Origin of the sequence: Nocardia sp. CWNU-33 (assembly GCF_046764895.1) — a bacterium.
Classification (GTDB): domain Bacteria; phylum Actinomycetota; class Actinomycetes; order Mycobacteriales; family Mycobacteriaceae; genus Nocardia.
Map to the genome: position 1 here is coordinate 72721 of NZ_JBKOQN010000019.1, position 21756 is coordinate 94476.

A 21756-nucleotide genomic window follows, 5' to 3' on the forward strand; every position below is an offset into this window, starting at 1 on the left:
CCCACCTCACCACGTGCGCGCGACATTCGATGAATCAACGACTTGACCAGGGAGTTACCCTATGACCGCACAGACAAAGTCTCGCCCGGCCGACGCCTCGGGCACCTTCGCGCTCGGCGGCGACCTGCCGATCAATCGCCTCGGATACGGCGCCATGCAGATCACCGGTCCCGGCGTCTGGGGCGACCCCGACGACCCGGCCGAAGCCGTTCGCGTCCTGCGCCGCGCGGTCGAGCTCGGTGTCAACTTCATCGACACCGCGGACTCCTATGGACCGTTCGTCAGCGAGAGCCTCATCCGGCTCGCCCTGCATCCCTACGCCGATAACCTGGTGATCGCCACCAAGGGCGGTCTGACGCGGTCGGGCCCTGGCGACTGGCGGCCGGTCGGCAGGCCCGAATACCTGCGCCAGCAACTGCATTTGAGCCTGCGCCACCTCGGGCTCGAACAGATCGATCTCTACCAGCTGCACCGTATCGATCCGGCCGTCCCGCTCGCCGATCAGCTCGGTGCGCTCGTCGAACTGCAGCAAGAAGGCAAGATCCGCCACATCGGGGTCTCGGAAGTGACCGTCGAACAGCTGAAGCAAGCTCGGGAGATCGCCGACATCGTCTCGGTGCAGAACCTCTACAACCTCGCCAATCGCAAGGCCGAAGACGTGCTGGACTACGCGACGGCCGAAAACATCGCCTTCATTCCCTGGTTCCCCATCGCAACCGGCGAGCTCGCCCGGCCCGGCGGTCCGCTCGACACCTTCGCCGACGAGCACGGCGCGAGCCCGTCCCAGCTGGCGCTGGCCTGGTTGCTGCGCCGCTCACCTGTCGTGCTGCCGATCCCCGGCACCTCCAGCGTCGGGCACGTCGAGGAGAACACCTCGGCCGCGACGATCACACTCTCCGACGAAGAGTTCGTGGCACTCACCGAAGCAGTCTGACCGATGTTCGCCGGGACGGCGACCTGACGCCGCCCCGGCGAATGGCCGCCCGCCTCCTGCGCGCAGTGCGACCTGCGGTCTACTACCTGGGATCAAATCCGCAGCCACCGGGAGCACGCATGGAAATCGGGTTCAGCACGTTCCTGACCGACGAGGGCATCAGCCCGGCCGAGTTCGGCACGAGCGTCGAAGGACGTGGTTTCGCGGCAGTGTTCCTGGCCGAGCACACCCACATTCCGGTCGCGCGGCACACGCCCTACGGCTCCGGCGAACTGCCGCGCGCATACTTCCGTTCGCTGGACCCCTTCGTTGCACTGTCTGCCATCGCGGCAGTCACCGAACGAGTGCGAATCGGGACTGCGATTGCTCTTGTTGCCCAACGTGATCCGATCATCCTGGCCAAAGAGGCGGCCACCCTCGACCGGATCAGCGGCGGCCGATTCGAGCTCGGAGTCGGCGCCGGGTGGAATCTCGAGGAGATCCGCAACCACGGCACCCGTCCGGGTTCACGGACCCGGCTGCTGCGCGAGCGGGTCCTGGCCATCAAGGAACTTTGGACGCGGGAGCAGGCGGAATTCCATGGTGAATTCGTTGACTTCGATCCGGTGTTCCAGTGGCCCAAACCATTACAGCGCCCGCATCCGCCCGTCCTCATCGGCGGCATGGGCCCCACCGTGCTCCAGCGCGTGGTCGACTACGCCGACGGCTGGATGCCGTTCGTGTCCTCGATCGGTGCCATCGATAAGCTCGCGCACCGCATCGCCGAGCTCGATAACCTCACCGCGCACCTGGGTCGCGCACCGAGAATGGTTTCCGTGGTCGTGACCACCGATGTGTCCGCGGACGACGCCGCGATCGTCGTGGACCGACTGGCCGAACTCGGTGTGCACCGCGTGATCTTCAACCTCGACGCGCTGCCCACCGCGCAAACCCACGCGCTGCTTGACACCTACGCTGCTTCCTGCGCGGATCATCTGCGTCCTGCCGAGTAGCCCTCCGCGAGGTGAGCGCGACTCACGCATCTGCCGGTCGCGCACCACAATCCGCAGTTAGTGTGGAAGGCATGCCGGTCACTGTCCTCGTGCCAGATGATTATGGAGTCGGGATGCTCTCGGAGGTAACCGGCATCCGCCCACTGCGCTTCGAGCCGGGCAGGCCGCTCCCCGCACGCGCCGAGCTGGCCGAAGTCCTGATCCCGGCATTCCTCACCCGAACGCGCCTATGCCGTCGCCGCCTCGGAGATCGCGCGGTTCGCGGCCGGCGAACAGCCGAAGAATCTTGTCCACGGCGAGTATTGACCGAGTAACCTGATGTTTCGCCGGCATCGACGGCCAACCGCCGATGACGGCAAATCAGTCACCGAACTCGTCGGCGCAGACGGCGTACGTTCGGCCGTAAGGGAAACGTAAAGACCGACTGTGGGAAGCGTTTTCAGTGTCCGCGAGGTCTAACGTGAAGAAGTCGAACCGTGGTGGGGTCGGAGGTGTTGGTGGCGACAGACGTGATCGGCAAGATCGCACGCGTGACAGCGGCGATCAGGCCGGACCATCTCGGCGAGGTAGTGATCGAGGTGCGGGCGGGGACCGAGCGATTCCTGGCGCGCTCTGCGGACGGGGAGACAACCATTCCGAAGCACACGCAGGTTCTTGTTGTCGGGAGCCTGGGCGGGCGAACGGTAGAAGTCACTCCCTGGAAATGAAGGTGCAGAATGGACGTCCTCGTTGTGGTCGTCATCGGGATCGCTGTTGTGATGCTGTTGTTGTCGGCCGGATTGTTCCGGCTCGCCTGGCGAGTCGCCGAACCCGATGAGGCGCTGATCATTTCCGGATTCCGGGCCGGTGAGGGGCAGGCCTTCGGCGAAAGCATGGGATTTCGAATCGTCACCGGACGCGGTTCGCTCGTCGCACCGGGATTGACCAAGGTACGCCGAATCTCGTTGGAGGCACACGAAAGCCAGATCACGGTGCCGTGCGTCAGTCAGCAGAAGATCAGCCTGGAGCTCGCCGGCGTGGTGGTGTACAAGGTCGGTGACGACTATCGATCCATCGCGAACGCGGCACGCCGGTTCCTGGATCGCCCTGCGGAGGAACTCGAGACAAAGGTGCAGAACGTCTTCGTCGGCCACCTGCGCGCGATCGCGGGCTCGATGACCGTCGAAGACATGATCAGTGATCAAGACAAGTTCTCTGAACAAGTACGCGACCGCTGCTCTCAGGAGATGGAATCCTTCGGTCTCGTCATTGACAGCTTCCAGATCCAGTCCATTGCCAGCGGCTCGAATTACATTGCCAATCTGGCGGTTCCGCATCAGGCGGCGGTAGAGCAACACGCGCGCATTGCCAGGGCCAACGCCGAACGCGAGGCGATCGAGCAGGAGCAGGCCGCCCAAGCGAAAATCGCGCTCGCGGTGCGCGACACCCAGATCAAGAAAGCCGGGTATCAGGCGGAAGTCGACAGCGCCAGCCAAGAGGCCGCCCAGCAGGGACCGCTCGCCCAGGCCACCGCACGGCAGGCCGTCGTGGAGGTCGCGACACGAGTCGCACAGCTCGAAGCGCAGCAGAAGGAACAGCAGCTCCAGGTCGAAATCCGAAAGCCCGCCGACGCCGAAGCCTATAAGCAGACAACGCTCTCCCAGGCCACCCGCGACGCGCGAATTCTGCAAGCGGAAGCCGATGCCCAGGAGACTCGGCTGCGCGCGGAAGCCGCTGCGGCGCAGACGAAGATGCAAGCTATGGCCGAAGCGGAATCGATCAAGGTGCGTGCGGCAGCACAAGCCGAGGCGACCCGGCTCACGGGTCAAGCCGAAGCCGACGCTATCAAAGCCCGTGGCCTGGCCGAGGCGGACGCGGTGCGCGCCCACATGGCCGCGGAAGCGGCAGGCATCCAGCAGCGGGCCGAGGCGATGAGTCAGAATCAGGAAGCCGTCATCGCCCAGCAGATCGCCGAAAAACTCCCGCAGATCGTCGCCGCCGCAGCCGCGCCCTTCGAGCACGTCGACAACTTCACGGTATTGAACGGTGCGCAGGGGGTGACCTCGGCATTGGCGGAGATCATCCAGCAAGCCGGTGCTCTCACGTCCATCGCACGCGAATCACTGCTTCCCGCAATGAATCTCAACGGGGGATCCGTCAAGGAAAACGGACAGGTGGATATAGACCCGCCGAAGTAAGCATCCATGAATCGGCCCCTGTGCGTCGCCAGGACGCGTGGGGCATCGGTCCGCTATCGCGCGTCCCTGATTCGCTGGACTATTTGGCTTGATTCGCTGAATTGCTTCGCCGGTCTTGGACACGGCACTGAACAGCGCGTACATGGCGTCGACACTCATCGAGCAGCGCGTCGCGGGGTGCCCCCAGATTCAGTGACGCACCTTCCCAGGTCTGTCGGTGACGTCATCCCCGCCGATAGCCTGTCTGGCGCGGCCACCCTCGTCGCGCGAAGGGAAACATAGATGCGTAACCACGTTCGTGCCGGAATGCTTGCCAGCGCAATCCTGCTGTCCCCCTTGGCTGCCGCCGTACCTGCGTCGGCCATCCCGCTGCAGCCCGCCGAACCGGTCGAGCAGTCGGGTCCGATCGCCAGCCCGGGCTGCCCCGGCGGCGCCCCGCAATGGAGCTGCCTGCTCGAATCGCTGTCGGCGAGCGGTTCCGGCAAGTAGGTTTTCTGTTCGAGGTCCGTCCCTCCCGGGCATGGAATCCGGGAGGGACGGATACGCCGGACGCACCGACCGTAGGGTTATTTCTTCCTGGCGCGGTATGCCGCGACGGCGTTTCGGTTTCCGCATGCGGTGCTGCAATAGCGGCGAGATCTGTTGCGGGACAGGTCGAGAACGAGGCCCGCGCACGCACTGTCGGCACAGAGGGACAGTCGGCTCAGCTCGTCGGAGCGAATCAGATCGATCATCGCCATCGCGGTCTCGACGGCGATCCGGACGGGCATCGGAGCTTCCGCGGGCACCGCGTGAATGTGGTAGTCGATGTCACCGTGTCGGACGAGTTGCGGTACCGCTCGATGCTTCGCCAAAGTCTCGTTCACCAGCTGGACTGCCGTATCGCGGTCGCTGGTGAGCATCCGGCGTAGCGGCGCTCGCAGTGCGCGCACCGCTCCCAGCTCCGCAGCGTCGCCGGTGTGCACGCCGGTATAGACATGTTTGACGAAAAACTCATCGAGCTGGGCGATCTCAGTCAATGTGTCCGGCTCCTCCGCCGAGTTCACCAACTCCACCGCGGCAAGCAGCGCCGCTTCGGTGTCATGAGCAAATGTCATGTTGACATATTACCAATGCGATTCTAGCGTCATTACTCATGGCGACCATGACTCATGACAATGCCGTGCAGCGGCGACTGCGCTCCGGACTGATCTGCGCGGTGCTGTCGGCATCGTCGTTCGGGCTTTCCGGGCCACTGGCACGCGGCTTGATGAACGCGGGCTGGAGTTCGGCGTCCGTGGTGGCCGTCCGGGTGCTCGTGGCCGCTGCCGTGCTCGTGCCGATCGCCGCGGTGCAGCTGCGCGGCGACTGGCAGCTGTTGCGTCGCAACGCCGCCCTGATCACCGCCTATGGACTGCTCGCCGTCGCCGGCACCCAACTGGCGTATTTCAACGCGGTCGCCCATATGGAAGTCGGGGTGGCACTGCTCATCGAATACACAGCTCCGATCGCCGTGGTGAGCTGGCTGTGGTTGCGCCATCGCCAACGCCCCGGCGCGGCGACGGTCGCGGGCGCCGCGCTCGGGACCGCCGGTCTCGTCCTGGTCATCGACCTGCGCTCCGGCCTCACCACCGACTTGGTCGGCATCGCGTGGGCCCTCGCCGCCATGATCGGGGCAGCCGCCTACTTCATTCTCTCCGCCCACGGCGATGGCACGCTTCCGGGCACCGTCCTCGCCGCGGGTGGACTCCTCATCGGCGGAGTCGGCCTGCTGGCTGCGGGCGCGATCGGCATCGTCCCCCTGCACGCAAACACGAATCCCGTTGTCTTCCAAGACTTCACCATTCCGTGGTGGCCCCCGGTCCTGGCCCTCGGCATAGTGACCGCCGCCCTTGCCTACGTATCCGGCATCGCCGCCACCCGCCTCCTCGGCTCCCGACTGGCGTCCTTCGTCGCTCTCTTCGAAGTCCTCGCCGCCCTCACCTTCGCCTGGGCCCTCCTCGGCGAGGCCCCCCGCCCGATCCAACTCCTCGGCGGCGCGCTCATCCTCACCGGCGTCGTGGTCGTCCGCCGGGGCGAGCCCACCGGCGCCTCCGACTCCTGACGGCCAGCGGGGCCTCGATGCCCGCCGCAGGTCAGCGTGGCGCAGCGACCCGGACCTGCCGGCGACGGCATCACCAGGATCCTCGAGGACCAGCGCGCAGACGCATATCCCGACATGCCCTGGAGCCGAAGCGCGTTCACCGCAGTCGCCGAGTACAACCGAGGCCGAGTCGGCAGGAACGAGTATCGCGGCCCTCGGCCGAGCCCCGCACATCGGCTCGAGCACACGCTATGCCGACAACATGTTCACCGGATACGTTGGCAGACAAGCAGTCCCCGGCGCGCGAGGTGGTTGGCGCGATCATTGCCCGTAAGACAAGCGAAGATTCGCGAAGAGCAGTTGATTGAGCCGACGCCGTAAGTGTCCGACCTTGCTCTGGTCCGGAGCTTCGTCCGACGTGAGGAGAGTGAACCGGAGCAAGGTCTCGCAGTTCCCGGCAGCGGTGAGCTCGAAGTGCACCCGGTCGGCGGGCCTGCTCGGCCACAGCGATGACCACACGACGCTATCGGGTCGCTGCGCCTCGAGCACACTGGGCTCGACTTCGTCGGGCAGCAGATAGAGCCACGGCCTGGTAGCTGACCGACGCGGCTGCGTGAGCGAGTCCCAGACAACATGCGGAGGTGCGGGCAGCCTGCGCGCCCGCGCACCAATCGTGATCACCCACAGCAGCGTAGGGGTCGGGTGGTGATGAGCAGCGCGAACGAGCGCGTCCGGCTGTGTGTCTGTGGCACGCCGAATCGGAGAACGTCTCCACGGGCGGGACCGGAGCCGTACCGTGGTCGCCGCCGACTGCGCGCAGACGTCACTCAGCCGCCGATGCCACCTCTTCCCGGATGGCGAGTACTGGGCTAGCTCCATACGGCCCACTACTTTCCGGCGCGGGCCGCAACACAGTCATCGATCAGTAAGCGATGAACAGGATCTCGTCGCGCGAGTAGTCGTGGCCTGGATGGTTCGCAGCCAGGTGAGCCTTCGTCTTCTCGACGAGATCGTCCTCGTCGGTTCCGACGATGGCTTCTCCGCAGGGGCAGTTCAGGTTTCGCTTCATCAGCTGTCCTTCCTTCTCGATCGAGAGTCTAGGCGTGCGGTCCCACCGCGGCGTTGCGCAACCCCACCGCCCCTGGCCCACCGCCGACAAGCATTGGGCTTGCAGCCTGCCCGTAAGCGGTCGATCGAGGGTGTCCACTACATATGCGGCGGCCTCGGCGATGCGGGCCTGGTTGTATCGGCTCGGTAGGCAATGGTTGCACCGGTGCTGGTAGCGAGTGCGTACACCCTCAGGTGAGCGTCGAACTTCCGCTCCAATTCGACAAAGTGATCGTGCTGGTCGTCGGTAGGAGCAACGGAGGCGACAGCAGCAGGCGCCTGCTCCGTCGCACAGCCGACCAAGGGCAGGAGTGCGGCCGTCCCGGGGAGCGTGCGACGGTTGATGGTCGGTTGCGACAAGGTCATAGCCTTCCCTCCACTAGCCGGCTGCGACGTGATCGCGGTCGAACACGGCGATCATCCGGCGGTCCCACGAATACCGGAAACACCCGGCGACCGCACCGCCGATCGAGGAGGAATACTTTCGGTCACACTGGGATCTGTGAAGCGCGTCCTTGCATTCGCCGTCCTAGCGCTGGCTGTCGGGCTGGCCATCGATTACGGGCGCACCGATGGTCACTCCGGAGTCGCGGTAGCGCTCGCGGTAGCCATGGTGGTACTGCTGCTCGATCAGCTCGCCCGCATGGGCAGCCGCTGAAGGAACGCACTCGACACGGCCGGAGCGTGCGTACCGGCGAGGGCGAGTGCCGCCTGAATTCCGACACGGTTGATCGGCGAACGCTGGCGTCGGATGTACCCGTTCGAATGTCGATGGGAGGCACGCGCCTCGGCCTTGCCTGAAGCGGGACCGGGATCCCCTGATCAGTGGGCGTTCTGGATCCAGTCCCGGTAGTGCGTGGGTGCCAGGCGTGCGTCCGGTCCGGCGGTGAGCACATCGGCGGTGATGGCTGCGAACATGCCGGCCGTGTCGTCGGTGATGACGGTCCGGTTGTCGTGCTGTGCCGCCAGGGTGATCCTGCCGAGTTCGTCGAGGGGGAAGACGTCCGGGCCTGCAAAGTTCCGGATCCCTCGCAGCGGGGTGCCAGTGGAGACCTCGACGACCGCCTCGACGACGTCAGCGGCGGCCATCGGCTGGAGGCGGGTGGCGGGCAGGCGGACGGCGTCGCTGTCGGAGGTCCAGGACAAGACCGCGTCCATGAACTCGAAGAACTGGGTGGCGCGGACGATGGAGTACGGCGTGGGCCCCTGCCGGAGCAGGTCCTCCTGCAGTGCCTTGGCCCGGTAGTAGTCCAGCTGGGGCACCTGATCCACTCCGACGATCGAGAGGACGACCTGGTGCCGGACACCGGCGCTCTCTCCTGCCGCGAGCAGGTTGTGCATGGAGGTGCGGAAGAAGTCCAGGGACGCCTCGTCGAAGGTCGGCGAGTTCGCCAAGTTGATCACGACGTCGGCGCCCTCCAATGCCTGGTCCAGACCATTTCCCGAGATCAGGTCGACACCGGTGGACGGTGCCGCAGGGATGGCCTCGTGTCTGGCTGCGGTCAGCTTCTGCACCACCTGGGAGCCGATCCGTCCGGTACCACCGATGACTATGAGCTTCATGGTTCTCACCTTTCACGGCATGCGACCCAGGCAAGCCGGAGGTTCATAGCGGTCGATTGCACTGATGTCCGAAGACGTGGTCACTGCGGCGGCCCGAGGTCGATCCGGCCCTTTCCCGCGAACGTGGGTACGAGTGGTCGACTACCTTGCCGCATTTACAGCATCCCACCAGCAAACAGGTGGCGGACTGTGTCTGTCAGAAGTAGATGAATACTGGCAGGAAATAGGCTCCGGGCTGGAGAAAGCCGACATCCCGCTGCATCACGTCGTTCTGGGTGGATTGGATTCGAAGGGGCGGGCGTGGGCTTTGATCCGTTCCTCCGGACGGCCGCCTCGCGCCACGGTGACAGCCATGGTGTCGCGGGGCATCCAACTCGATGAGGTGCCATTGCTCTGCGATGAGCTTTCCTCGGGTGCGTTGTGCCTGGTGTGCCGGCCCGACGCTCCCGCGACCAATAGACAGATCAACATTCCGACTCATTCACTCGCTACGGATGCCATGGACATGTTCCAGAAATCGGCGTAGCGGCCGCCGCGGCGCAGTAGCTCCTCATGGTTGCCTTCCTCCACGATCCGGCCGCCGTCCAGGAAGGCGACGCGATCGGCGCGTTGGACGGTGCGCAGTCGGTGCGCGACCATGACCACTGTCCGGCCTGCCATCAGGCGCTCGATACCCGCGTGGACGGCCGCCTCGTTGACCGGGTCCAGCGCGGAGGTCACTTCGTCCAGCAGCACGATCGGCGCATTCTTCAGCAGAGCTCGCGCGATCGAAACACGTTGGCGCTCACCGCCGGACAGCAGTGCGCCGCCCTCGCCGACATTCGTCGCCCAACCGCCGGGCAATCGCTCGATCACTTCGTCCAGCCGGGCCGCGGTCGCTGCCGCCCGCACCTCGGCTTCGCTTGCGTCCGGGCGGCCGAGACGCACGTTCTCCTCGATCGTGCCGTCGAAGAGATAGACATTCTGGAAGACAATGGAGAACTGCGACATCAACATCTCGGTGCTGATCGCGCGCACGTCCGCACCCCCCACGCGCACCGCGCCCGTGTCCACGTCGTAGAACCGCGCGAGCAGCTGCAGCAACGTGCTCTTACCCGCACCCGACGGTCCGACAACGGCAAGCCGCTGTCCCGCTGACACCGACAACGACAGGTCATCGATCACCGTGCGGGCGTCGTGCCGGAAGGTAACGGACTCGAACTCGAGGCCATGGTGCATCGGCTGGATCAGTTCGCGGGCTACCGGGAGCGGCGCCGTGCGCAACACGGTGTCGAGCCTGGCCAGCTCAGAACGGGCGGCGCGCAGTTTGCCACCCATATCCGCCAGCGACAGCAGCGGGTCGGCGCAGCGCGCGGCCAGCACCAGAATCGCCAAAACCTCTGCCGTGCCGATGCCTCCGCCGAGCGCAAGGTAGGCACCCATGCCCAGCAGCGCGGTGAACAGTGCCTGCACCGTGAGCGTCAGACCCACCACACCGGGCAGCGCGGACAGGGTCGAACGGCGGGACGCACGATGGAGTCCGGACAGCGCGTCGTCGAGCGACCGGAAGCGTTCGGCAGTCCGGCCGCCTGCGCGCAGCACCGGCTGCGCCTGGATGTATTCGATGACTCGCCCGGCGGCCTCATCACCACGTTCGACGCGCTCGGTATCGGTGGCGGCCATCGCCCGGCCGGTCCAGATCTGGATCGCCGCGACCACCGGTGCAGCGACCAAGGCGGCCGATCCCATCTTCCAATCGAAGGCGAACATCACGACAACGATCGTCAGCGGCGTCACCGCGGCGGAAATGAATGGTGCCAGTAGATGCGCGATCACGCTCATCGCCTGCAGGATTCCCCGGCTCGCCAGTACCGACACCTCGCCGACACGACCAGTGGTAAACCAACCGATCGGCAATCGGGCCACGTGATCACCGAAACGGTGATACACACCCCGCAACATCGCCCCCGCGGCGCGGAAACCGGCCAGATCACTGCGGTAGCGCAACACCGCGTAGACCGCGACCGCGACGCCGAATGCGATCAGCCAGGGCCAGGCATCCGCGGGTGTACTCCCGAACAGTGCCCGCAGCACCGAAACCAGCAGGGCGTAGGACAAACCTTCGGCCACGGCGGTGATCGTCATCAACGTCATGGTGCGACGGATCGGCTGGGCGTACTCGTGTCCCAGCACGTGCAGCAGCATTCGAATCATCGGAGCTCATCTCCTTGCAGTACAGGGGCTTCGATCTCATCGGTGATCGCGGATCGGTGCGATCGCCAGAACTCGGCGAACTGTCCGTTCCGCGCCAGCAGTTCGGCGGGCCTGCCATGCTCGACGATCGCCCCGTTCTCCAGCACCACGACGGTGTCGGCGTCCGCGACCGTCGCCAGGCGATGGGCAATGACGAGAATCGTCCGATCGCCCGCCAGCGTCGAAAGTGCCTGGCGCACAGCTCGTTCGGTCTGCGGGTCGGCGAAGGCGGTCGCCTCGTCGAGTACCAGCACGGGCGCGTCGGCCAGCAGCGCGCGGGCGAGCGAGATCCGTTGTGCCTCACCACCCGACAGTTCGACGTCGGCACCGATCACCGACTCGTATCCGCGCGGCAGCTCGAGAATTCGATCATGGATGTGCGCCAGACGGGCGGCGCGAACCACGTCATCGAGGTCGGCATGGGGCACCGCCAGCGCGATATTGTCCGCAACCGATGCGCGCAGCAGGCGAACATCCTGGAAAACGAAGGAAACCGTCCGGTAGAGCTCACGGCTGCCGAGCTCGCGCAGATCGACTCCGCCCAGCGCGACCGAACCGCTGGACGGATCGAAGAACCGCAGCAACAGCTGAACCAGCGTGGATTTACCGCTTCCCGACGGACCGACGATCGCAGTGACCGTGCCCGGCTCGAGCACCAGGTCGATCCCGCGCAGCACCTCGCGATCGGCAACGTAGCCGAATCGAACGTCACGCAGTTCCACCCGGTGCCCCTGTGGTGCGACCGGGCGCGCAGGCTCCGGCAGCGACGCCACGGCAAGCACGTCCCGGATCCGGCCGACCGCACGCCGCGCGGCCTGCAGATCGTCGAAACCGTGGCCCAGAGCCGCAATCGGAGCAGTCAGTCCCAGCCCCAGCAGCAGGAACGGCAGCAGGTCCGCCGGGGCCAGCGAACCGTTCGTGATCAGAACCGTGCCACCGATCAACACGACCAGCAACACGAACGGCGGCGACAGCACCAGCGCGAGTCCCGCCGCGATCCCGGCGAGACCTAGCACCCAGCGGAGAAAGGAGTCGGTGAAATCGTTTGTGGCCGTGCGAAATTTTCGGTGTGCGCGCTCGCCGCTGCCGAATGCTTTGACCACCGCGATCCCCTGCACGAACTCGATGGCCGCATTCGAAATCTGCCCCATGGCCGCATCGAGATCCACCTGCTCGCGCTGACGCTTCGGGGTCATCATCAACGGGATCAGCGCCACCGACAGCGCTATCGGGATCATCGTGATCAGCGTGAGCCGCCAGTCGATGGTGAACAGGTAGATCAGCGATACCAGCGGCACCACGAAGGCGGAGACGAGCTCGCCGGGGACGTGGGCGATGAGCGGTGCACGGCACTCACGTCCTCCCCCACCACCTTCGCCAACTCGCCGGTTCGGCGCCCGGAGAGCCAGCCGATGGGGACGCGACCCAGCCGGGCGGCGAGTTTCCGGCGAAACGACAGTTCCACCCGGCCGTCGAGAAGATGCCCGACTCCCGACGATCCGGCCGTGAACAGCAGTCGAACGAACAGGCCGACCGCACCCGCGATCACCACGATCCAGACGTGACCGTGATCGATCGGGTTGGGCGACAACAGAGTTCGACCCAATTCGACGACGGCCAGCAGCGGGGCCAAACCCGCGACAGCGCCGATGACCTGGAGGATCACCACGGCGGCGAAACTCCCCAGGTAAGGGCGCAGCAACCCCGCAACGCTCCGTCCCGCCGCGGAATCGGCGCCCGATAATGGTGTGGACTGCTCTCTCGCCCCGGCGAGGTCAGTGGTGGTCATCGCTCTCCCTCTGCGTGAATCTCGGCGCGGTTTCTACTGCGTCGGTATGCCCGAGCGCTTCAGCAGATGGCTGCGCAAGTGGGCGAGGATTTCGGTGCGTGCGGGCCGGGCCGCGGGGACCACTCCCGGCATGCTCAGGAAAGCGTGCACCGCTTCCGGATAGCGGGTCAGCGTTACGTCGACTCCCGCCTGTCGCAGGCGGTCGGCATAGGCCGAAGACTGATCTTCCAGCGTGTCCAGACCCGCGGCTTGGATGAGGGCCGGGGCGAGTCCCGCGAGGTTGTCGCTCTCCAACGGTGAAATCGCTCGGGAGTCGAACGATTCGGGAAGCGCGATGCGCTGCACCGCGCGGCAATTGGCCGGTGTCGCGGTCGGGCTGTCCGCGTTCTCGGTGAACGAAGGGTACTCGAAGGCGCGCTCGGTCCAGTCGAGCTGCGGATTGATCAGTACCTGGGTCCGCACCGGCAGCCCGAGTTCATCCGCCCTTATCGCGGTGAGAGCAGCGAGCGTAGCTCCCGCGCTGGCACCCAGCAGGGCGATCCGAGCGGGATCGGCTTCCCACATCGGGGCCAGCTCGACGAGGCGGAGTGCGGCATCGTAGGCATCCTCGACCTGTGCGGGCACGCGGTGCTCGGGCGCCAGCCGATAGTCGACCGAGGCGACCACGGCCGGAGTGTTGGCCGCCAGGTGACTGAGGAGCCAGTCGTCCTGGTCCGGTGCGCCGCCGATGAATCCGCCGCCGTGGAACGCGACGATCAGCGGCAGTGCCGAACCCCGCCGCTTGGGCTGGTACACGCGGACATCCAGCCGACGACCAGGGAGATCGAGGGCGTGTGTAGTGATTTGTGCGCCACGATCGGGCTTGCCGGTGACGAGCCCGACGACTGCGGACCGGCGCTTGCGGTACTGCGCTTCGCGCAATTCGATGACCTGATCCGGGGTGATCGAATCCCAGTCCGGTTCGGTCATGAGTGCGGCCAGAATCCGAACTCGCAGTGGAACTTTGCCTCGCATGATGTGCCCTCCGGCTCTTCGTGGTGCTCGTCGGCCGCTGTCTTCGTGCGGCGTAGCGCTACCCTGGCAGCTGTGACCGTGGGTGCGCTTTCGGAAATATGCGGTCCGGCAAAATCGCCAGTGGTGTGGATGCGGACGGGGCATACCGGTTACATCGGGCCGGAGCTCGGTGTCGACCCGCATTCGCCCTCCGTCGCGGTGCTCAGCGTCGGCCTGGACCGGCCGTTCGTTCTGGAGACCGCCGCACACGGGGACATACGGACCGGCAGCTCGTTCGCCCCCGCCCGGGCGGTACACCGCGTCGTCGCGCCCGAGGCGTGGATTCTGCTGCTGTTCGTCGACACCGCGGGTGCGCCCGCCACCGGCATCGCAGAGGAGATGACGGCGACCGTCGGGCCGTACGGACTCGGCCACCGACGGGAACGGGAGCTCATCGAGCTCTGCCGTGCAGATGCCGTGGATCCGGACCGAATCTTCGCTCAGGCCATAGCTGGTCACGCACCGGCGGCCGACCCGCGGATCGAACGGGTCGCCGCCGCGATCCGCCAGGACCCGAATCGCACCTTCCGGGCCGAGACGATCGCCGCGAATCTGGGCCTGTCCACCACTCATTTCCTCCGCTTGTTCACTCAGCAGTCCGGTACCACGTTCCGCGGGTATCAGCGGTGGACCCGCCTCATGCACGCGCTCCGGGACGTCGCGACCGGCCGCGATCTCACCTGCTCCGCCACCGACGCAGGTTTCGCCACCCCATCTCACTTCAGCGAAACCTTCCACCACATGTTCGGAATGTCCGCCAGCGGAGTGCTCCGCTCCGGTATCCGCTTCGATCTCGGAACCTCGCCTGCGCCTTGATATTTCGATAGTCGCTAATTCCGCGCGCCGCATTGGGCCGGGGCGTGGCGCAGGGCCGCGGCGAGTTCGGCGTACTGCCGCTGGGACACCTCGGCGGACAGGATCGCCTGCGATCCGTGGAATGTGCCAGGCCACTGGTACGACTCGACCGACACGCCCGCTTCCAACAGGCGGTGCGCATAGCCGATGCTTTCTCGCGATTAGGACAGAACTCCGCGGCGAGGCGGGCGGGTGGCACGCCGGACAGATCGGCGGCGGGCGCGGGGCGGCGTACTGCGTGGCGGGAGTGGAGCCCAGGTAGTGGCCTCATATAGAGGTGACGTTGTCGCGATTCATCCAGGGCGTGTCGGTGAGTGCCGCGCAGACCACCGAACTCACCGAGCCCACCGGACTGCTACGGGCCAGGCTCGCCCGCACCGCATGGCGGCTGCTCGACGACTGAGCAAGAACCGCCTCGTCACCCCGGACACGCAGCCGATCCAACCTTGCCCAAAATATTCCTTGACGCGAATATTCTTGATAGTGAATACTTTGGGGGCGTGGACGAGATCGCATCAGCACTTGGAGACGGCGCGCGGTGGCGCATCGTCGAGCTCCTCGCCGAGCGGCCCCGGTCTGTCGGCGAACTGGCTGAGCGGACCGGCTTACGGCAGCCGCAGACCACCAAGCACCTCCAGACTCTCGCCCGCGCCGGCCTCGTCACGGTCTTCCCGCTCGGGCAACGTCGCGTCTACGCGGTCGAGGCGGCGCCACTGAAGGCCCTCGAGTGCCGGCTGCGGGAACTGGTCGAGACCACCGAGGCGCACCAGGACGAGCGAAACGTCATCGCGCGCTACCGTGCCGCCATCGAAGCGGAATCCGTTGTCGCGGACCGGGAACGGTGGGCGGACGGACGTACTTTCTCGTTCGAGCGCGTGCTGGCCGCGGCCCGGGACGTCGTCTGGCGGCATTGGGTCGACCCAGACCTGCTCGCGTCCTGGTGGGCGCCGCCGTCGATGACGGTCGTCGACTGCGCCGTCGAGCCCAAGCGGGGTGGTCGCGCCGTCCTCGAGTACCACGATGCCGAGGGGCGGCGGTACCGCTCCGAGGGACGGGTCCACGCCGCGAAGGAACCCGAGCATCTCGTGTTCGACCTATCAGTGCGGGACGCGGCGGGGGCGGTCTCGTTCACCGGCCACTACGACCTCACCCTCGCCGCGGTCCCGGACGGCACCCGGCTGCGGCTCGGCCTGACCATCACCGAAACGGCCGTCGAGGCCGTCCCCTACATCGCCGGGATCGAAACCGGCTGGGGCCAGGTACTGGACCACCTCGCCGACACAGTCGGTACTCCTACGCGCACCACCACGGCAGCGCATACCGAAGGAAAGGAAACACAAGCATGACCACCTCGACCGGACGCAAGGTAACCGCGAACATCGCCCTCACCCTCGACGGACGCTACAACGGCCCGGGCGGGCCAACCGATGCAGAGGCGATCGTCCGCTACGCAACCACCGAGGTCGCACGAGACCACCTCACCCGCATCTACGAGGGCGCGACGACAGCGCTGCTCGGCCGGCTCAACGCCGAGGGGTTCCTCGGGTACTGGCCGACGGTCGCCGCGGACGACAGCGCCGATCCGCGCGATCGCGGATACGCGAAGTGGCTCGTCGACACGGAAAAGGTGGTCCTCTCGACCACCTTGACCGAAGCGCCGTGGGAACGCACCCGCGTGGTGAACGCCCCCGCTGCCGACGTCATCGCCGAACTGAAGGCCACCGGAGCGGGCGACATCCTCGTCAACACCAGCCCGACCATCACCAAGGCACTTCTCGCCGCGGACCTGCTCGACCGGCTGTATCTCTTGATCTGCCCCGAGATCGCCGGAGATGGGCAGCGGCTGTTCGACGACGGCCTGCCGAGTTCGAAGTGGACACTCACACACCAGGAGACCGGCGAGCTGGGCGAGATCGCCATGGTCTACGACCGCGCACGCTAACGGCCGCGGTGTGCGGCCGTCCAGCACAGCGACTACGTCCTCACAGCCGTCAGCTGCTCGGGCTGCGGACACAGTAGACCGCTGTTACAGCGACGGTTGCGGGCACGCTGGCATGCGCGCGCATTGCGAACGCGGACGCGCTCGCCTGGCCGGATATCCTGCCGCACAACCGATCAGCGGCTGAGGCGGATGTATCGAGCGGCCGGCCGCTATCCGACGAGTGTCCGGGTGCCGAGCACCGTAAGTATTGCGAGGCGTTCGGCGTCCTCGGTGCCGGGCTCGGCTGTGTAGATCATGATGCGCAGGTCGCTGCCCGCCACGGTGAGCACGTCGCAGTCCAACGTCAAGGAACCTACTTGCGGATGATCGATCGTCTTGCGGGCGGCCTCGCGGCGGCTGACAGCGCCGGAATCCCAGAGTGCAGCGAACCGGGCGCTCTCGGCGCGCAAGTCCGCGATGAGCTTTCGCAAGCGCTGGTCGGCGGGATATTGGGCGGCGGCGGTGCGCAAATCGGTGACGAGGGCGGTTTCGTATGCGTGCATAGCCTCCGGGGTGCGACGGGCGGGGGTGCCCGCGCCGAGAAAATGTCGCCACACACCGTTGCGTTCATTGGTGTGGCGGGCCGGCGGATCGCCCATCAACGCTACGTGCGGTGGGTTGGTCAGCAGCAGCGTCCAGGATGCGTCGTAGACCGCGACGGGTGTCCCGGTCAGGCGGTCCAATACGCGCTGGACGCTCGAGGTGATGTAGGTGGGCACGGTTTCGGGGTCCGGCAGCGCCAGCCCGGCCAGCAGGAACAGGTGCGCACGCTCGGCCGCGGACAACCGCAGCGCCCTGGCCAGCGACTCGACGACCTGTGTCGAAGGGTTGGCCGCGCGGCCTTGTTCGAGGCGGGTGACGTAGTCGACGGAGATGCCGGCCAGCAGCGCGAGCTCCTCCCTGCGCAGTCCGGGAGCGCGGCGCTGCCCACCCACGGTCAACCCGGCGGTCTCGGGTGAGACCTGATCGCGCCAGCGGCGCACCGCCTTCCCGAATTCCGCTGTTGCCATGTCCTTCAGTGTGCCCGGCCGAGCGCCGAACTGCCTGGTATCAGCAGTCCCAGGAAGACCGGACGACTGGTTGACCACGGCTGCCCGGCGCGACTATGAAGCCATGACAACGACACTGATCACCGGAGCGAACAAGGGCTTGGGCTTCGAGACCGCCCGTCGGCTCGTCGCGGCAGGCCACACCGTTTACCTCGGCAGCCGGGACGCCGAACGCGGACGCCACGCCGCCGAACAGTTCGGTGCACGATTGGTGGTCATCGATGTCACCGATGACGCGTCCGTCGCGGCGGCGGCGAAAACGATCGAAGCCGATGGCGGTGTGGATGTGCTCGTCAACAACGCAGGCATCGCAGGCTTCGAAGGACAGACGCAGGACAAGGGCGTGGTCGGCGCCGCCGCGTTGACCGCCGACATGATGCGGCCAGTGCTGGAGACGAACGTCCTCGGTGTGGTACGCGTGACCCACGCCTTCCTGCCGTTGCTACAGCGATCCGCCGCGCCAGTCGTGGTCAACGTCAGCAGCGGCCTGGCCTCGCTGACCCGGGTCACCACCCCGGACACACCCGCACACGCATACCCGGGAGTCGCCTATCCGGTATCGAAGGCTGCAGTCAACATGATCACCGTGCAGTACGCCAAAGCGTTTCCGAACATGCGGATCAACGCGGTGGAGCCGGGCTACACCGCGACAGATCTGAACGGGCGCCTGGGCACGCAGACCGTTCAGCAGGGTGCCGAGATCATCGTCCGCATGGCCCAGGTGCCCCCCGATGGACCCACCGGCGGCTACTTCGACACCACCGGCGCCTTGCCGTGGTAACCACCGGGATCGGCGATTGACAGCAAATGCCGTACCTGCCAACGTATCGAAGGACATCGAGGTCCTGATTCGGCTGACCTCGGTATCGTCGAATCGGAGAGTGCTCGATGGGGTTTCTCGAACCCGACCTACCCGTGGTCGATATGGCGGAGTGGAGCAAAGGCACTCGGAGTGCACGAATCCGTCCCATGGCCAGGCATTGGGCCGAGGTGGGTTTCGGGACGCCGGTCGCGCTGCATTTGTTCTATGTCGGCAAGGTCGGTCTCTATATTCTCGGTGGCTGGCTGATCATGCTGTCCACCAAGGGCATCGACGGATTCACCGATGTCGGCGACTGGTGGTCGGAGCCGATCGTCTTCCAGAAGGCTGTGCTTTACACGCTGCTGTTCGAGGTGGTCGGACTCGGTTGCGGGTTCGGTCCGCTGAACAACAGATTCTTTCCGCCGCTCGGCTCGATACTGTATTGGTTGCGGCCGAGGACAATTCGGTTGCCGCCGTGGCCCGGTCGTGTTCCGTTGACCAGTGGCACCACCCGCACCCCAGTGGATATCGCACTGTATGCGGCGTTGCTGATGACGACGTCGGTCGCATTGGTGTCCGCCGGCACCGGTCCGGTACCGGCGCTGGACACGACAGTGGGGTTGATCCCGGTATGGCAAATCGCAGTGATCCTCGGCCTGCTTGCGGCAATTGGGTTGCGCGACAAGGTGATCTTCCTCGCGGCGCGCGGCGAGGTCTATGCCACCCTGGCAGTCACTTTTCTATTCACCTCCACCGACACGATCGTCGCCGCGAAGGTCGTTTTCGTGGTGATCTGGATGGGCGCGGCGACCTCGAAGCTGAACAAGCACTTCCCGTTCGTGGTGTCCACGATGATGTCCAACAGTCCGGTGTTCCGGCGAAAGTCGCTCAAGCGCATGTTCTTCGAGAACTTCCCCGACGACCTGAGGCCGGGTCGGTTGTCGCGCATTTTCGCGCACGGCGGCACGGCCGTCGAGATGGGTATTCCATTGGTGTTGTTCTTCTCGCACGGCGGCGCGCTGACGGCGGCGGCCGCGGTCGTGATGGTGGGATTCCACCTGGTGATTCTGACGGCCGTCCCCATGGGGGTGCCGTTGGAATGGAACGTCTTCATGATCTTCGGTGTGCTGGTGTTGTTCGTCGCGCACGCCGATCTCGGTCTCGGCAGCCTGAACAACCCCGTGCCGGTGGCGCTGCTGTTCATCGTGATCGCGGGCATTGTGATCGCCGGGAACCTGTTCCCGCGCACAATCTCGTTCCTGCCCGGCATGCGGTACTACGCAGGCAACTGGGATACGACGATGTGGTGCATCAAACCCTCGGCCGCGGAAAAGATCAACCGCGGCATCGTGGCGATCGCCAGTATGCCGCAAGCCCAGCTGGAGCGGTTCTACGGGAAGGACCGGGCCCAGATTCCGATGTTCATGGGATATGCCTTCCGAGCCATGAACACCCACGGCCGCGCGCTGTTCACCCTGGTTCATCGAGCCATGCCCGCCGGCCGTGAGGACGAGTACACACTCACCGACGGTGAGCGCATCTGCAGCACCGCAGTCGGCTGGAACTTCGGCGACGGACACATGCACAACGAGCAACTCATCGCCGCGATGCAGCAGCGTTGCCACTTCGACCCCGGCGAAGTACGCGTCGTTCTGCTCGACGCCCAGCCGATCCACAAGCAGACTCAGGAATACCGTCTTGTCGACGCCGCGACCGGCGAATTCGAGCGCGGCGTGGTGCATGTCGCGGACATGGTGACCCGCCAGCCTTGGGCCGACGATGTGCCCGTGCACGTGCACCGTGGCAACCAGAACGACCTCACCTGATGGCGGCCACGATGACAACGGCGTGATACTTCGGGACATGGAGCCCGTTTCATGATCGACGTGGATCTGGCACGAAATCCGCGCACCGCGCCGCGGGATGTGCCGGCCATGGCCACGCCCGGTTTCTGGCGGATGGAGGTCCGCACCGCTCCAGCAGCGGGTAACCGCCCGACGGTCAACGACGGGATGCCTTCCGGCGCAATCAATCAGCCCGGTCCTGATCGCCGATAGCCGGCACCGTCGAGCGCGGTTTACTGTCGAAACCATGGCGACCCCCGACTTCATTCACACCATCCGGGCCGACGCGGGCAAGCAGCTGTTGTGGTTGCCCGGTGTCAGCGCTGTTGTCTTCGATGACGAGGGCAGGGTGCTGTTGGGGCAGCGGGCCGACACCGGCACGTGGGCGGTCATTGCAGGGATGCCGGAACCGGGCGAGCAGCCTGCGGCGTGCGCGGTTCGAGAAGTGTACGAGGAGACCGCCATTCGTTGCGTCGCCGAGCGTATCGTGATCGTCCGCGCCATGCCGCCGCACACCTACCCGAATGGCGACATCTGTCAGTTCATGGACATCACGATCCGGTGCCGCGCCGTCGGCGGCACGGCGCGGGTCAACGACGACGAGTCGCTCGCAGTCGCCTGGTTCGACGTGTCCGCATTGCCGGAACTGCCCGAGCACGATCTGCTGCGCATCGAGGAGGCACTGTCCGATGGGCCGGTGTGGTTCGAACCGGCACCCTGAACACGGGTCGTCGATCAGTGTGCGGCGGCAGCCCCGTGCAGTACGAGATCGACTGCGCCGCTGAGGTAATCCGACGACATGGGCTGATCACGGAGCAGGATTCGGAACCAGATCGCGCCGGCCAGCAGGTCCATGATCATCGCCGGATCCGCCGTCGCCGGCAGTTCGGCACGGGCGATCGCGCGCTGGAACATCGGCTGCTCGCGGGTGAGGCGTTCGGCAAAGAACGTGTGCGCCACCGCAGCCAGCTCCGGCCTGCGGGGTGCCGCGGCGAGAACGGTGGCGACGATCGGTGCGGTCCGTTCTCCGGTCAGCAGTTGGGTGATCTCCCGGGCCAGCGCGAGGAGGTCGCCGCGCAGGCTGCCGGTGTCCGGCATCGCGAAGGCGAGCAGGTCGGAGTGGACCAGCGCGGCGGCCAGCACCGCGTCCTTGGACGGCCACCACCGGTAGATGGTGGTCTTGTTGACGCCGGAGCGGCTTGCGATGGATTCGATGGTCAGACCGTCATAGCCCTGTTCGGCCAGTAGCTCGAGGGTCGCGGCAAAAATCGCCGACGCTTGCCGTGGCCCTCCTCGGGCGCGTTCTTCGCTCACCC

General features: G+C 66.0%; 27 protein-coding genes. 16 read left to right on the forward strand and 11 right to left on the reverse strand.

Annotation, left to right across the window (positions count from 1 at the left end; genetic code table 11):
- Window positions 1–61 precede the first annotated feature (61 nt).
- The 5 genes from ACLMAL_RS24295 (at window position 62) to ACLMAL_RS24315 (ending at window position 4592) form a co-directional block, all read left to right on the forward strand.
- A complete protein-coding gene (locus ACLMAL_RS24295; RefSeq protein WP_412001187.1) occupies window positions 62–934 on the forward strand; it encodes an aldo/keto reductase in 873 nt (290 codons plus the stop codon).
- A gap of 119 nt (window positions 935–1053) precedes the next feature.
- The gene (locus tag ACLMAL_RS24300; RefSeq protein WP_412001188.1) at window positions 1054–1926 is read left to right on the forward strand and encodes an LLM class F420-dependent oxidoreductase; all 873 of its coding nucleotides are present in this window, start codon (window positions 1054–1056) and stop codon (window positions 1924–1926) included.
- Window positions 1927–2423: 497 nt separating this feature from the next.
- Window positions 2424–2633 (forward strand): hypothetical protein, encoded by a 210-nt coding sequence (locus tag ACLMAL_RS24305; RefSeq protein WP_328402891.1) that lies wholly within the window; start codon window positions 2424–2426, stop codon window positions 2631–2633.
- A gap of 9 nt (window positions 2634–2642) precedes the next feature.
- Window positions 2643–4103, forward strand: a complete 1461-nt coding sequence (locus ACLMAL_RS24310; protein WP_412001189.1) for an SPFH domain-containing protein — start codon at window positions 2643–2645, stop codon at window positions 4101–4103.
- A 282-nt stretch (window positions 4104–4385) separates the two neighbouring features.
- Window positions 4386–4592 carry a hypothetical protein gene (locus ACLMAL_RS24315; protein ID WP_412001190.1) on the forward strand — a complete coding sequence of 69 codons (207 nt, stop codon included), beginning with the start codon at window positions 4386–4388 and terminating at the stop codon, window positions 4590–4592.
- 77 nt (window positions 4593–4669) lie between these two features.
- On the opposite strand, the gene ACLMAL_RS24320 is transcribed toward ACLMAL_RS24315, so the two are convergent.
- A complete protein-coding gene (locus ACLMAL_RS24320) occupies window positions 4670–5200 on the reverse strand; it encodes a CGNR zinc finger domain-containing protein (RefSeq protein WP_412001191.1) in 531 nt (176 codons plus the stop codon).
- Between the two features lie 38 nt (window positions 5201–5238).
- Between ACLMAL_RS24320 and ACLMAL_RS24325 the strand changes: the two genes are divergently transcribed.
- Window positions 5239–6186 (forward strand): EamA family transporter, encoded by a 948-nt coding sequence (locus tag ACLMAL_RS24325; RefSeq protein WP_412001192.1) that lies wholly within the window; start codon window positions 5239–5241, stop codon window positions 6184–6186.
- Between the two features lie 300 nt (window positions 6187–6486).
- On the opposite strand, the gene ACLMAL_RS24330 is transcribed toward ACLMAL_RS24325, so the two are convergent.
- Both ACLMAL_RS24330 and ACLMAL_RS24335 read right to left on the reverse strand, forming a co-directional pair.
- Window positions 6487–6846 (reverse strand): hypothetical protein, encoded by a 360-nt coding sequence (locus tag ACLMAL_RS24330; RefSeq protein ID WP_412001193.1) that lies wholly within the window; start codon window positions 6844–6846, stop codon window positions 6487–6489.
- 241 nt (window positions 6847–7087) lie between these two features.
- Window positions 7088–7234 carry a DUF1059 domain-containing protein gene (locus tag ACLMAL_RS24335; RefSeq protein WP_412001194.1) on the reverse strand — a complete coding sequence of 49 codons (147 nt, stop codon included), beginning with the start codon at window positions 7232–7234 and terminating at the stop codon, window positions 7088–7090.
- Window positions 7235–7774: 540 nt separating this feature from the next.
- On the opposite strand from ACLMAL_RS24335, the gene ACLMAL_RS24340 reads away from it, so the two are divergent.
- Window positions 7775–7930 carry a hypothetical protein gene (locus tag ACLMAL_RS24340; RefSeq protein WP_412001195.1) on the forward strand — a complete coding sequence of 52 codons (156 nt, stop codon included), beginning with the start codon at window positions 7775–7777 and terminating at the stop codon, window positions 7928–7930.
- 164 nt (window positions 7931–8094) lie between these two features.
- Here the strand turns inward: ACLMAL_RS24340 and ACLMAL_RS24345 are convergent, their stop codons facing one another.
- Window positions 8095–8835 carry an SDR family oxidoreductase gene (locus tag ACLMAL_RS24345; protein WP_412001196.1) on the reverse strand — a complete coding sequence of 247 codons (741 nt, stop codon included), beginning with the start codon at window positions 8833–8835 and terminating at the stop codon, window positions 8095–8097.
- Between the two features lie 133 nt (window positions 8836–8968).
- Between ACLMAL_RS24345 and ACLMAL_RS24350 the strand changes: the two genes are divergently transcribed.
- On the forward strand, window positions 8969–9361 hold the full coding sequence (locus ACLMAL_RS24350) for a hypothetical protein (protein WP_412001197.1): 393 nt from the start codon (window positions 8969–8971) through the stop codon (window positions 9359–9361).
- On the opposite strand, the gene ACLMAL_RS24355 is transcribed toward ACLMAL_RS24350, so the two are convergent.
- Genes ACLMAL_RS24355 through ACLMAL_RS24370 form a run of 4 tightly spaced genes read right to left on the reverse strand, consistent with a single transcriptional unit; the run spans window position 9313 to window position 13870 of the window.
- Window positions 9313–11028, reverse strand: a complete 1716-nt coding sequence (locus tag ACLMAL_RS24355; protein ID WP_412001198.1) for an ABC transporter ATP-binding protein — start codon at window positions 11026–11028, stop codon at window positions 9313–9315. The two genes, ACLMAL_RS24350 and ACLMAL_RS24355, sit on opposite strands and share 49 nt — an antisense overlap.
- Complete coding sequence (locus ACLMAL_RS24360) at window positions 11025–12368, reverse strand: ABC transporter ATP-binding protein (protein WP_412001199.1); 1344 nt, start codon at window positions 12366–12368, stop codon at window positions 11025–11027. The genes ACLMAL_RS24355 and ACLMAL_RS24360 overlap by 4 nt, the downstream gene beginning before the upstream one ends.
- The gene (locus tag ACLMAL_RS24365) at window positions 12347–12856 is read right to left on the reverse strand and encodes a hypothetical protein (protein WP_412001200.1); all 510 of its coding nucleotides are present in this window, start codon (window positions 12854–12856) and stop codon (window positions 12347–12349) included. Before ACLMAL_RS24365 ends, ACLMAL_RS24360 begins: the two co-directional genes overlap by 22 nt.
- Window positions 12857–12889: 33 nt before the next feature.
- A complete protein-coding gene (locus ACLMAL_RS24370; RefSeq protein WP_412001201.1) occupies window positions 12890–13870 on the reverse strand; it encodes an alpha/beta hydrolase fold domain-containing protein in 981 nt (326 codons plus the stop codon).
- Window positions 13871–13999: 129 nt separating this feature from the next.
- Between ACLMAL_RS24370 and ACLMAL_RS24375 the strand changes: the two genes are divergently transcribed.
- Window positions 14000–14725 (forward strand): helix-turn-helix domain-containing protein, encoded by a 726-nt coding sequence (locus tag ACLMAL_RS24375; RefSeq protein ID WP_412001255.1) that lies wholly within the window; start codon window positions 14000–14002, stop codon window positions 14723–14725.
- Window positions 14726–14739: 14 nt separating this feature from the next.
- On the opposite strand, the gene ACLMAL_RS24380 is transcribed toward ACLMAL_RS24375, so the two are convergent.
- Window positions 14740–14880, reverse strand: coding sequence for a hypothetical protein (locus tag ACLMAL_RS24380; protein ID WP_412001202.1), 141 nt, complete (start codon window positions 14878–14880; stop codon window positions 14740–14742).
- Between the two features lie 161 nt (window positions 14881–15041).
- Between ACLMAL_RS24380 and ACLMAL_RS24385 the strand changes: the two genes are divergently transcribed.
- The 3 genes from ACLMAL_RS24385 to ACLMAL_RS24395 all read left to right on the forward strand — a co-directional run bounded on the left by ACLMAL_RS24385 (window position 15042) and on the right by ACLMAL_RS24395 (window position 16706).
- A complete protein-coding gene (locus tag ACLMAL_RS24385; protein ID WP_412001203.1) occupies window positions 15042–15167 on the forward strand; it encodes a hypothetical protein in 126 nt (41 codons plus the stop codon).
- Between the two features lie 97 nt (window positions 15168–15264).
- Window positions 15265–16110 (forward strand): metalloregulator ArsR/SmtB family transcription factor, encoded by an 846-nt coding sequence (locus tag ACLMAL_RS24390; protein ID WP_412001204.1) that lies wholly within the window; start codon window positions 15265–15267, stop codon window positions 16108–16110.
- A complete protein-coding gene (locus ACLMAL_RS24395) occupies window positions 16107–16706 on the forward strand; it encodes a dihydrofolate reductase family protein (RefSeq protein ID WP_412001205.1) in 600 nt (199 codons plus the stop codon). The genes ACLMAL_RS24390 and ACLMAL_RS24395 overlap by 4 nt, the downstream gene beginning before the upstream one ends.
- A 209-nt stretch (window positions 16707–16915) precedes the next feature.
- On the opposite strand, the gene ACLMAL_RS24400 is transcribed toward ACLMAL_RS24395, so the two are convergent.
- Window positions 16916–17755, reverse strand: a complete 840-nt coding sequence (locus ACLMAL_RS24400) for a helix-turn-helix transcriptional regulator (protein WP_412001206.1) — start codon at window positions 17753–17755, stop codon at window positions 16916–16918.
- 103 nt (window positions 17756–17858) lie between these two features.
- On the opposite strand from ACLMAL_RS24400, the gene ACLMAL_RS24405 reads away from it, so the two are divergent.
- The 4 genes from ACLMAL_RS24405 (at window position 17859) to ACLMAL_RS24420 (ending at window position 21161) form a co-directional block, all read left to right on the forward strand.
- The gene (locus ACLMAL_RS24405; protein WP_412001207.1) at window positions 17859–18575 is read left to right on the forward strand and encodes an SDR family NAD(P)-dependent oxidoreductase; all 717 of its coding nucleotides are present in this window, start codon (window positions 17859–17861) and stop codon (window positions 18573–18575) included.
- 107 nt (window positions 18576–18682) lie between these two features.
- Complete coding sequence (locus ACLMAL_RS24410; protein WP_412001208.1) at window positions 18683–20422, forward strand: DUF3556 domain-containing protein; 1740 nt, start codon at window positions 18683–18685, stop codon at window positions 20420–20422.
- Between the two features lie 51 nt (window positions 20423–20473).
- On the forward strand, window positions 20474–20653 hold the full coding sequence (locus ACLMAL_RS24415) for a hypothetical protein (protein WP_412001209.1): 180 nt from the start codon (window positions 20474–20476) through the stop codon (window positions 20651–20653).
- 34 nt (window positions 20654–20687) lie between these two features.
- Entirely contained in the window at window positions 20688–21161 is a 474-nt protein-coding gene (locus tag ACLMAL_RS24420) for an NUDIX hydrolase (RefSeq protein WP_412001210.1), read from the forward strand.
- A 14-nt stretch (window positions 21162–21175) separates the two neighbouring features.
- Here the strand turns inward: ACLMAL_RS24420 and ACLMAL_RS24425 are convergent, their stop codons facing one another.
- Entirely contained in the window at window positions 21176–21754 is a 579-nt protein-coding gene (locus tag ACLMAL_RS24425; RefSeq protein WP_328402933.1) for a TetR/AcrR family transcriptional regulator, read from the reverse strand.
- Window positions 21755–21756 lie beyond the last annotated feature (2 nt).

What these genes read in the sequence shown, in the direction of transcription:
- ACLMAL_RS24295 (WP_412001187.1), top strand. Translation starts at nt 62, where the DNA reads ATGACCGCACAGACAAAGTCTCGCCCGGCCGACGCCTCGGGCACCTTC.
- ACLMAL_RS24395 (WP_412001205.1), top strand. Translation starts at nt 16,107, where the DNA reads ATGACCACCTCGACCGGACGCAAGGTAACCGCGAACATCGCCCTCACC.
- ACLMAL_RS24375 (WP_412001255.1), top strand. Translation starts at nt 14,000, where the DNA reads ATGCGGACGGGGCATACCGGTTACATCGGGCCGGAGCTCGGTGTCGAC.
- ACLMAL_RS24405 (WP_412001207.1), top strand. Translation starts at nt 17,859, where the DNA reads ATGACAACGACACTGATCACCGGAGCGAACAAGGGCTTGGGCTTCGAG.
- ACLMAL_RS24335 (WP_412001194.1), bottom strand. Translation starts at nt 7,234, where the DNA reads ATGAAGCGAAACCTGAACTGCCCCTGCGGAGAAGCCATCGTCGGAACC.
- ACLMAL_RS24310 (WP_412001189.1), top strand. Translation starts at nt 2,643, where the DNA reads ATGGACGTCCTCGTTGTGGTCGTCATCGGGATCGCTGTTGTGATGCTG.
- ACLMAL_RS24400 (WP_412001206.1), bottom strand. Translation starts at nt 17,755, where the DNA reads ATGGCAACAGCGGAATTCGGGAAGGCGGTGCGCCGCTGGCGCGATCAG.
- ACLMAL_RS24415 (WP_412001209.1), top strand. Translation starts at nt 20,474, where the DNA reads ATGATCGACGTGGATCTGGCACGAAATCCGCGCACCGCGCCGCGGGAT.
- ACLMAL_RS24370 (WP_412001201.1), bottom strand. Translation starts at nt 13,870, where the DNA reads ATGCGAGGCAAAGTTCCACTGCGAGTTCGGATTCTGGCCGCACTCATG.
- ACLMAL_RS24345 (WP_412001196.1), bottom strand. Translation starts at nt 8,835, where the DNA reads ATGAAGCTCATAGTCATCGGTGGTACCGGACGGATCGGCTCCCAGGTG.
- ACLMAL_RS24300 (WP_412001188.1), top strand. Translation starts at nt 1,054, where the DNA reads ATGGAAATCGGGTTCAGCACGTTCCTGACCGACGAGGGCATCAGCCCG.
- ACLMAL_RS24365 (WP_412001200.1), bottom strand. Translation starts at nt 12,856, where the DNA reads ATGACCACCACTGACCTCGCCGGGGCGAGAGAGCAGTCCACACCATTA.
- ACLMAL_RS24355 (WP_412001198.1), bottom strand. Translation starts at nt 11,028, where the DNA reads ATGATTCGAATGCTGCTGCACGTGCTGGGACACGAGTACGCCCAGCCG.
- ACLMAL_RS24325 (WP_412001192.1), top strand. Translation starts at nt 5,239, where the DNA reads ATGGCGACCATGACTCATGACAATGCCGTGCAGCGGCGACTGCGCTCC.
- ACLMAL_RS24315 (WP_412001190.1), top strand. Translation starts at nt 4,386, where the DNA reads ATGCGTAACCACGTTCGTGCCGGAATGCTTGCCAGCGCAATCCTGCTG.
- ACLMAL_RS24320 (WP_412001191.1), bottom strand. Translation starts at nt 5,200, where the DNA reads ATGACATTTGCTCATGACACCGAAGCGGCGCTGCTTGCCGCGGTGGAG.
- ACLMAL_RS24410 (WP_412001208.1), top strand. Translation starts at nt 18,683, where the DNA reads ATGGGGTTTCTCGAACCCGACCTACCCGTGGTCGATATGGCGGAGTGG.
- ACLMAL_RS24420 (WP_412001210.1), top strand. Translation starts at nt 20,688, where the DNA reads ATGGCGACCCCCGACTTCATTCACACCATCCGGGCCGACGCGGGCAAG.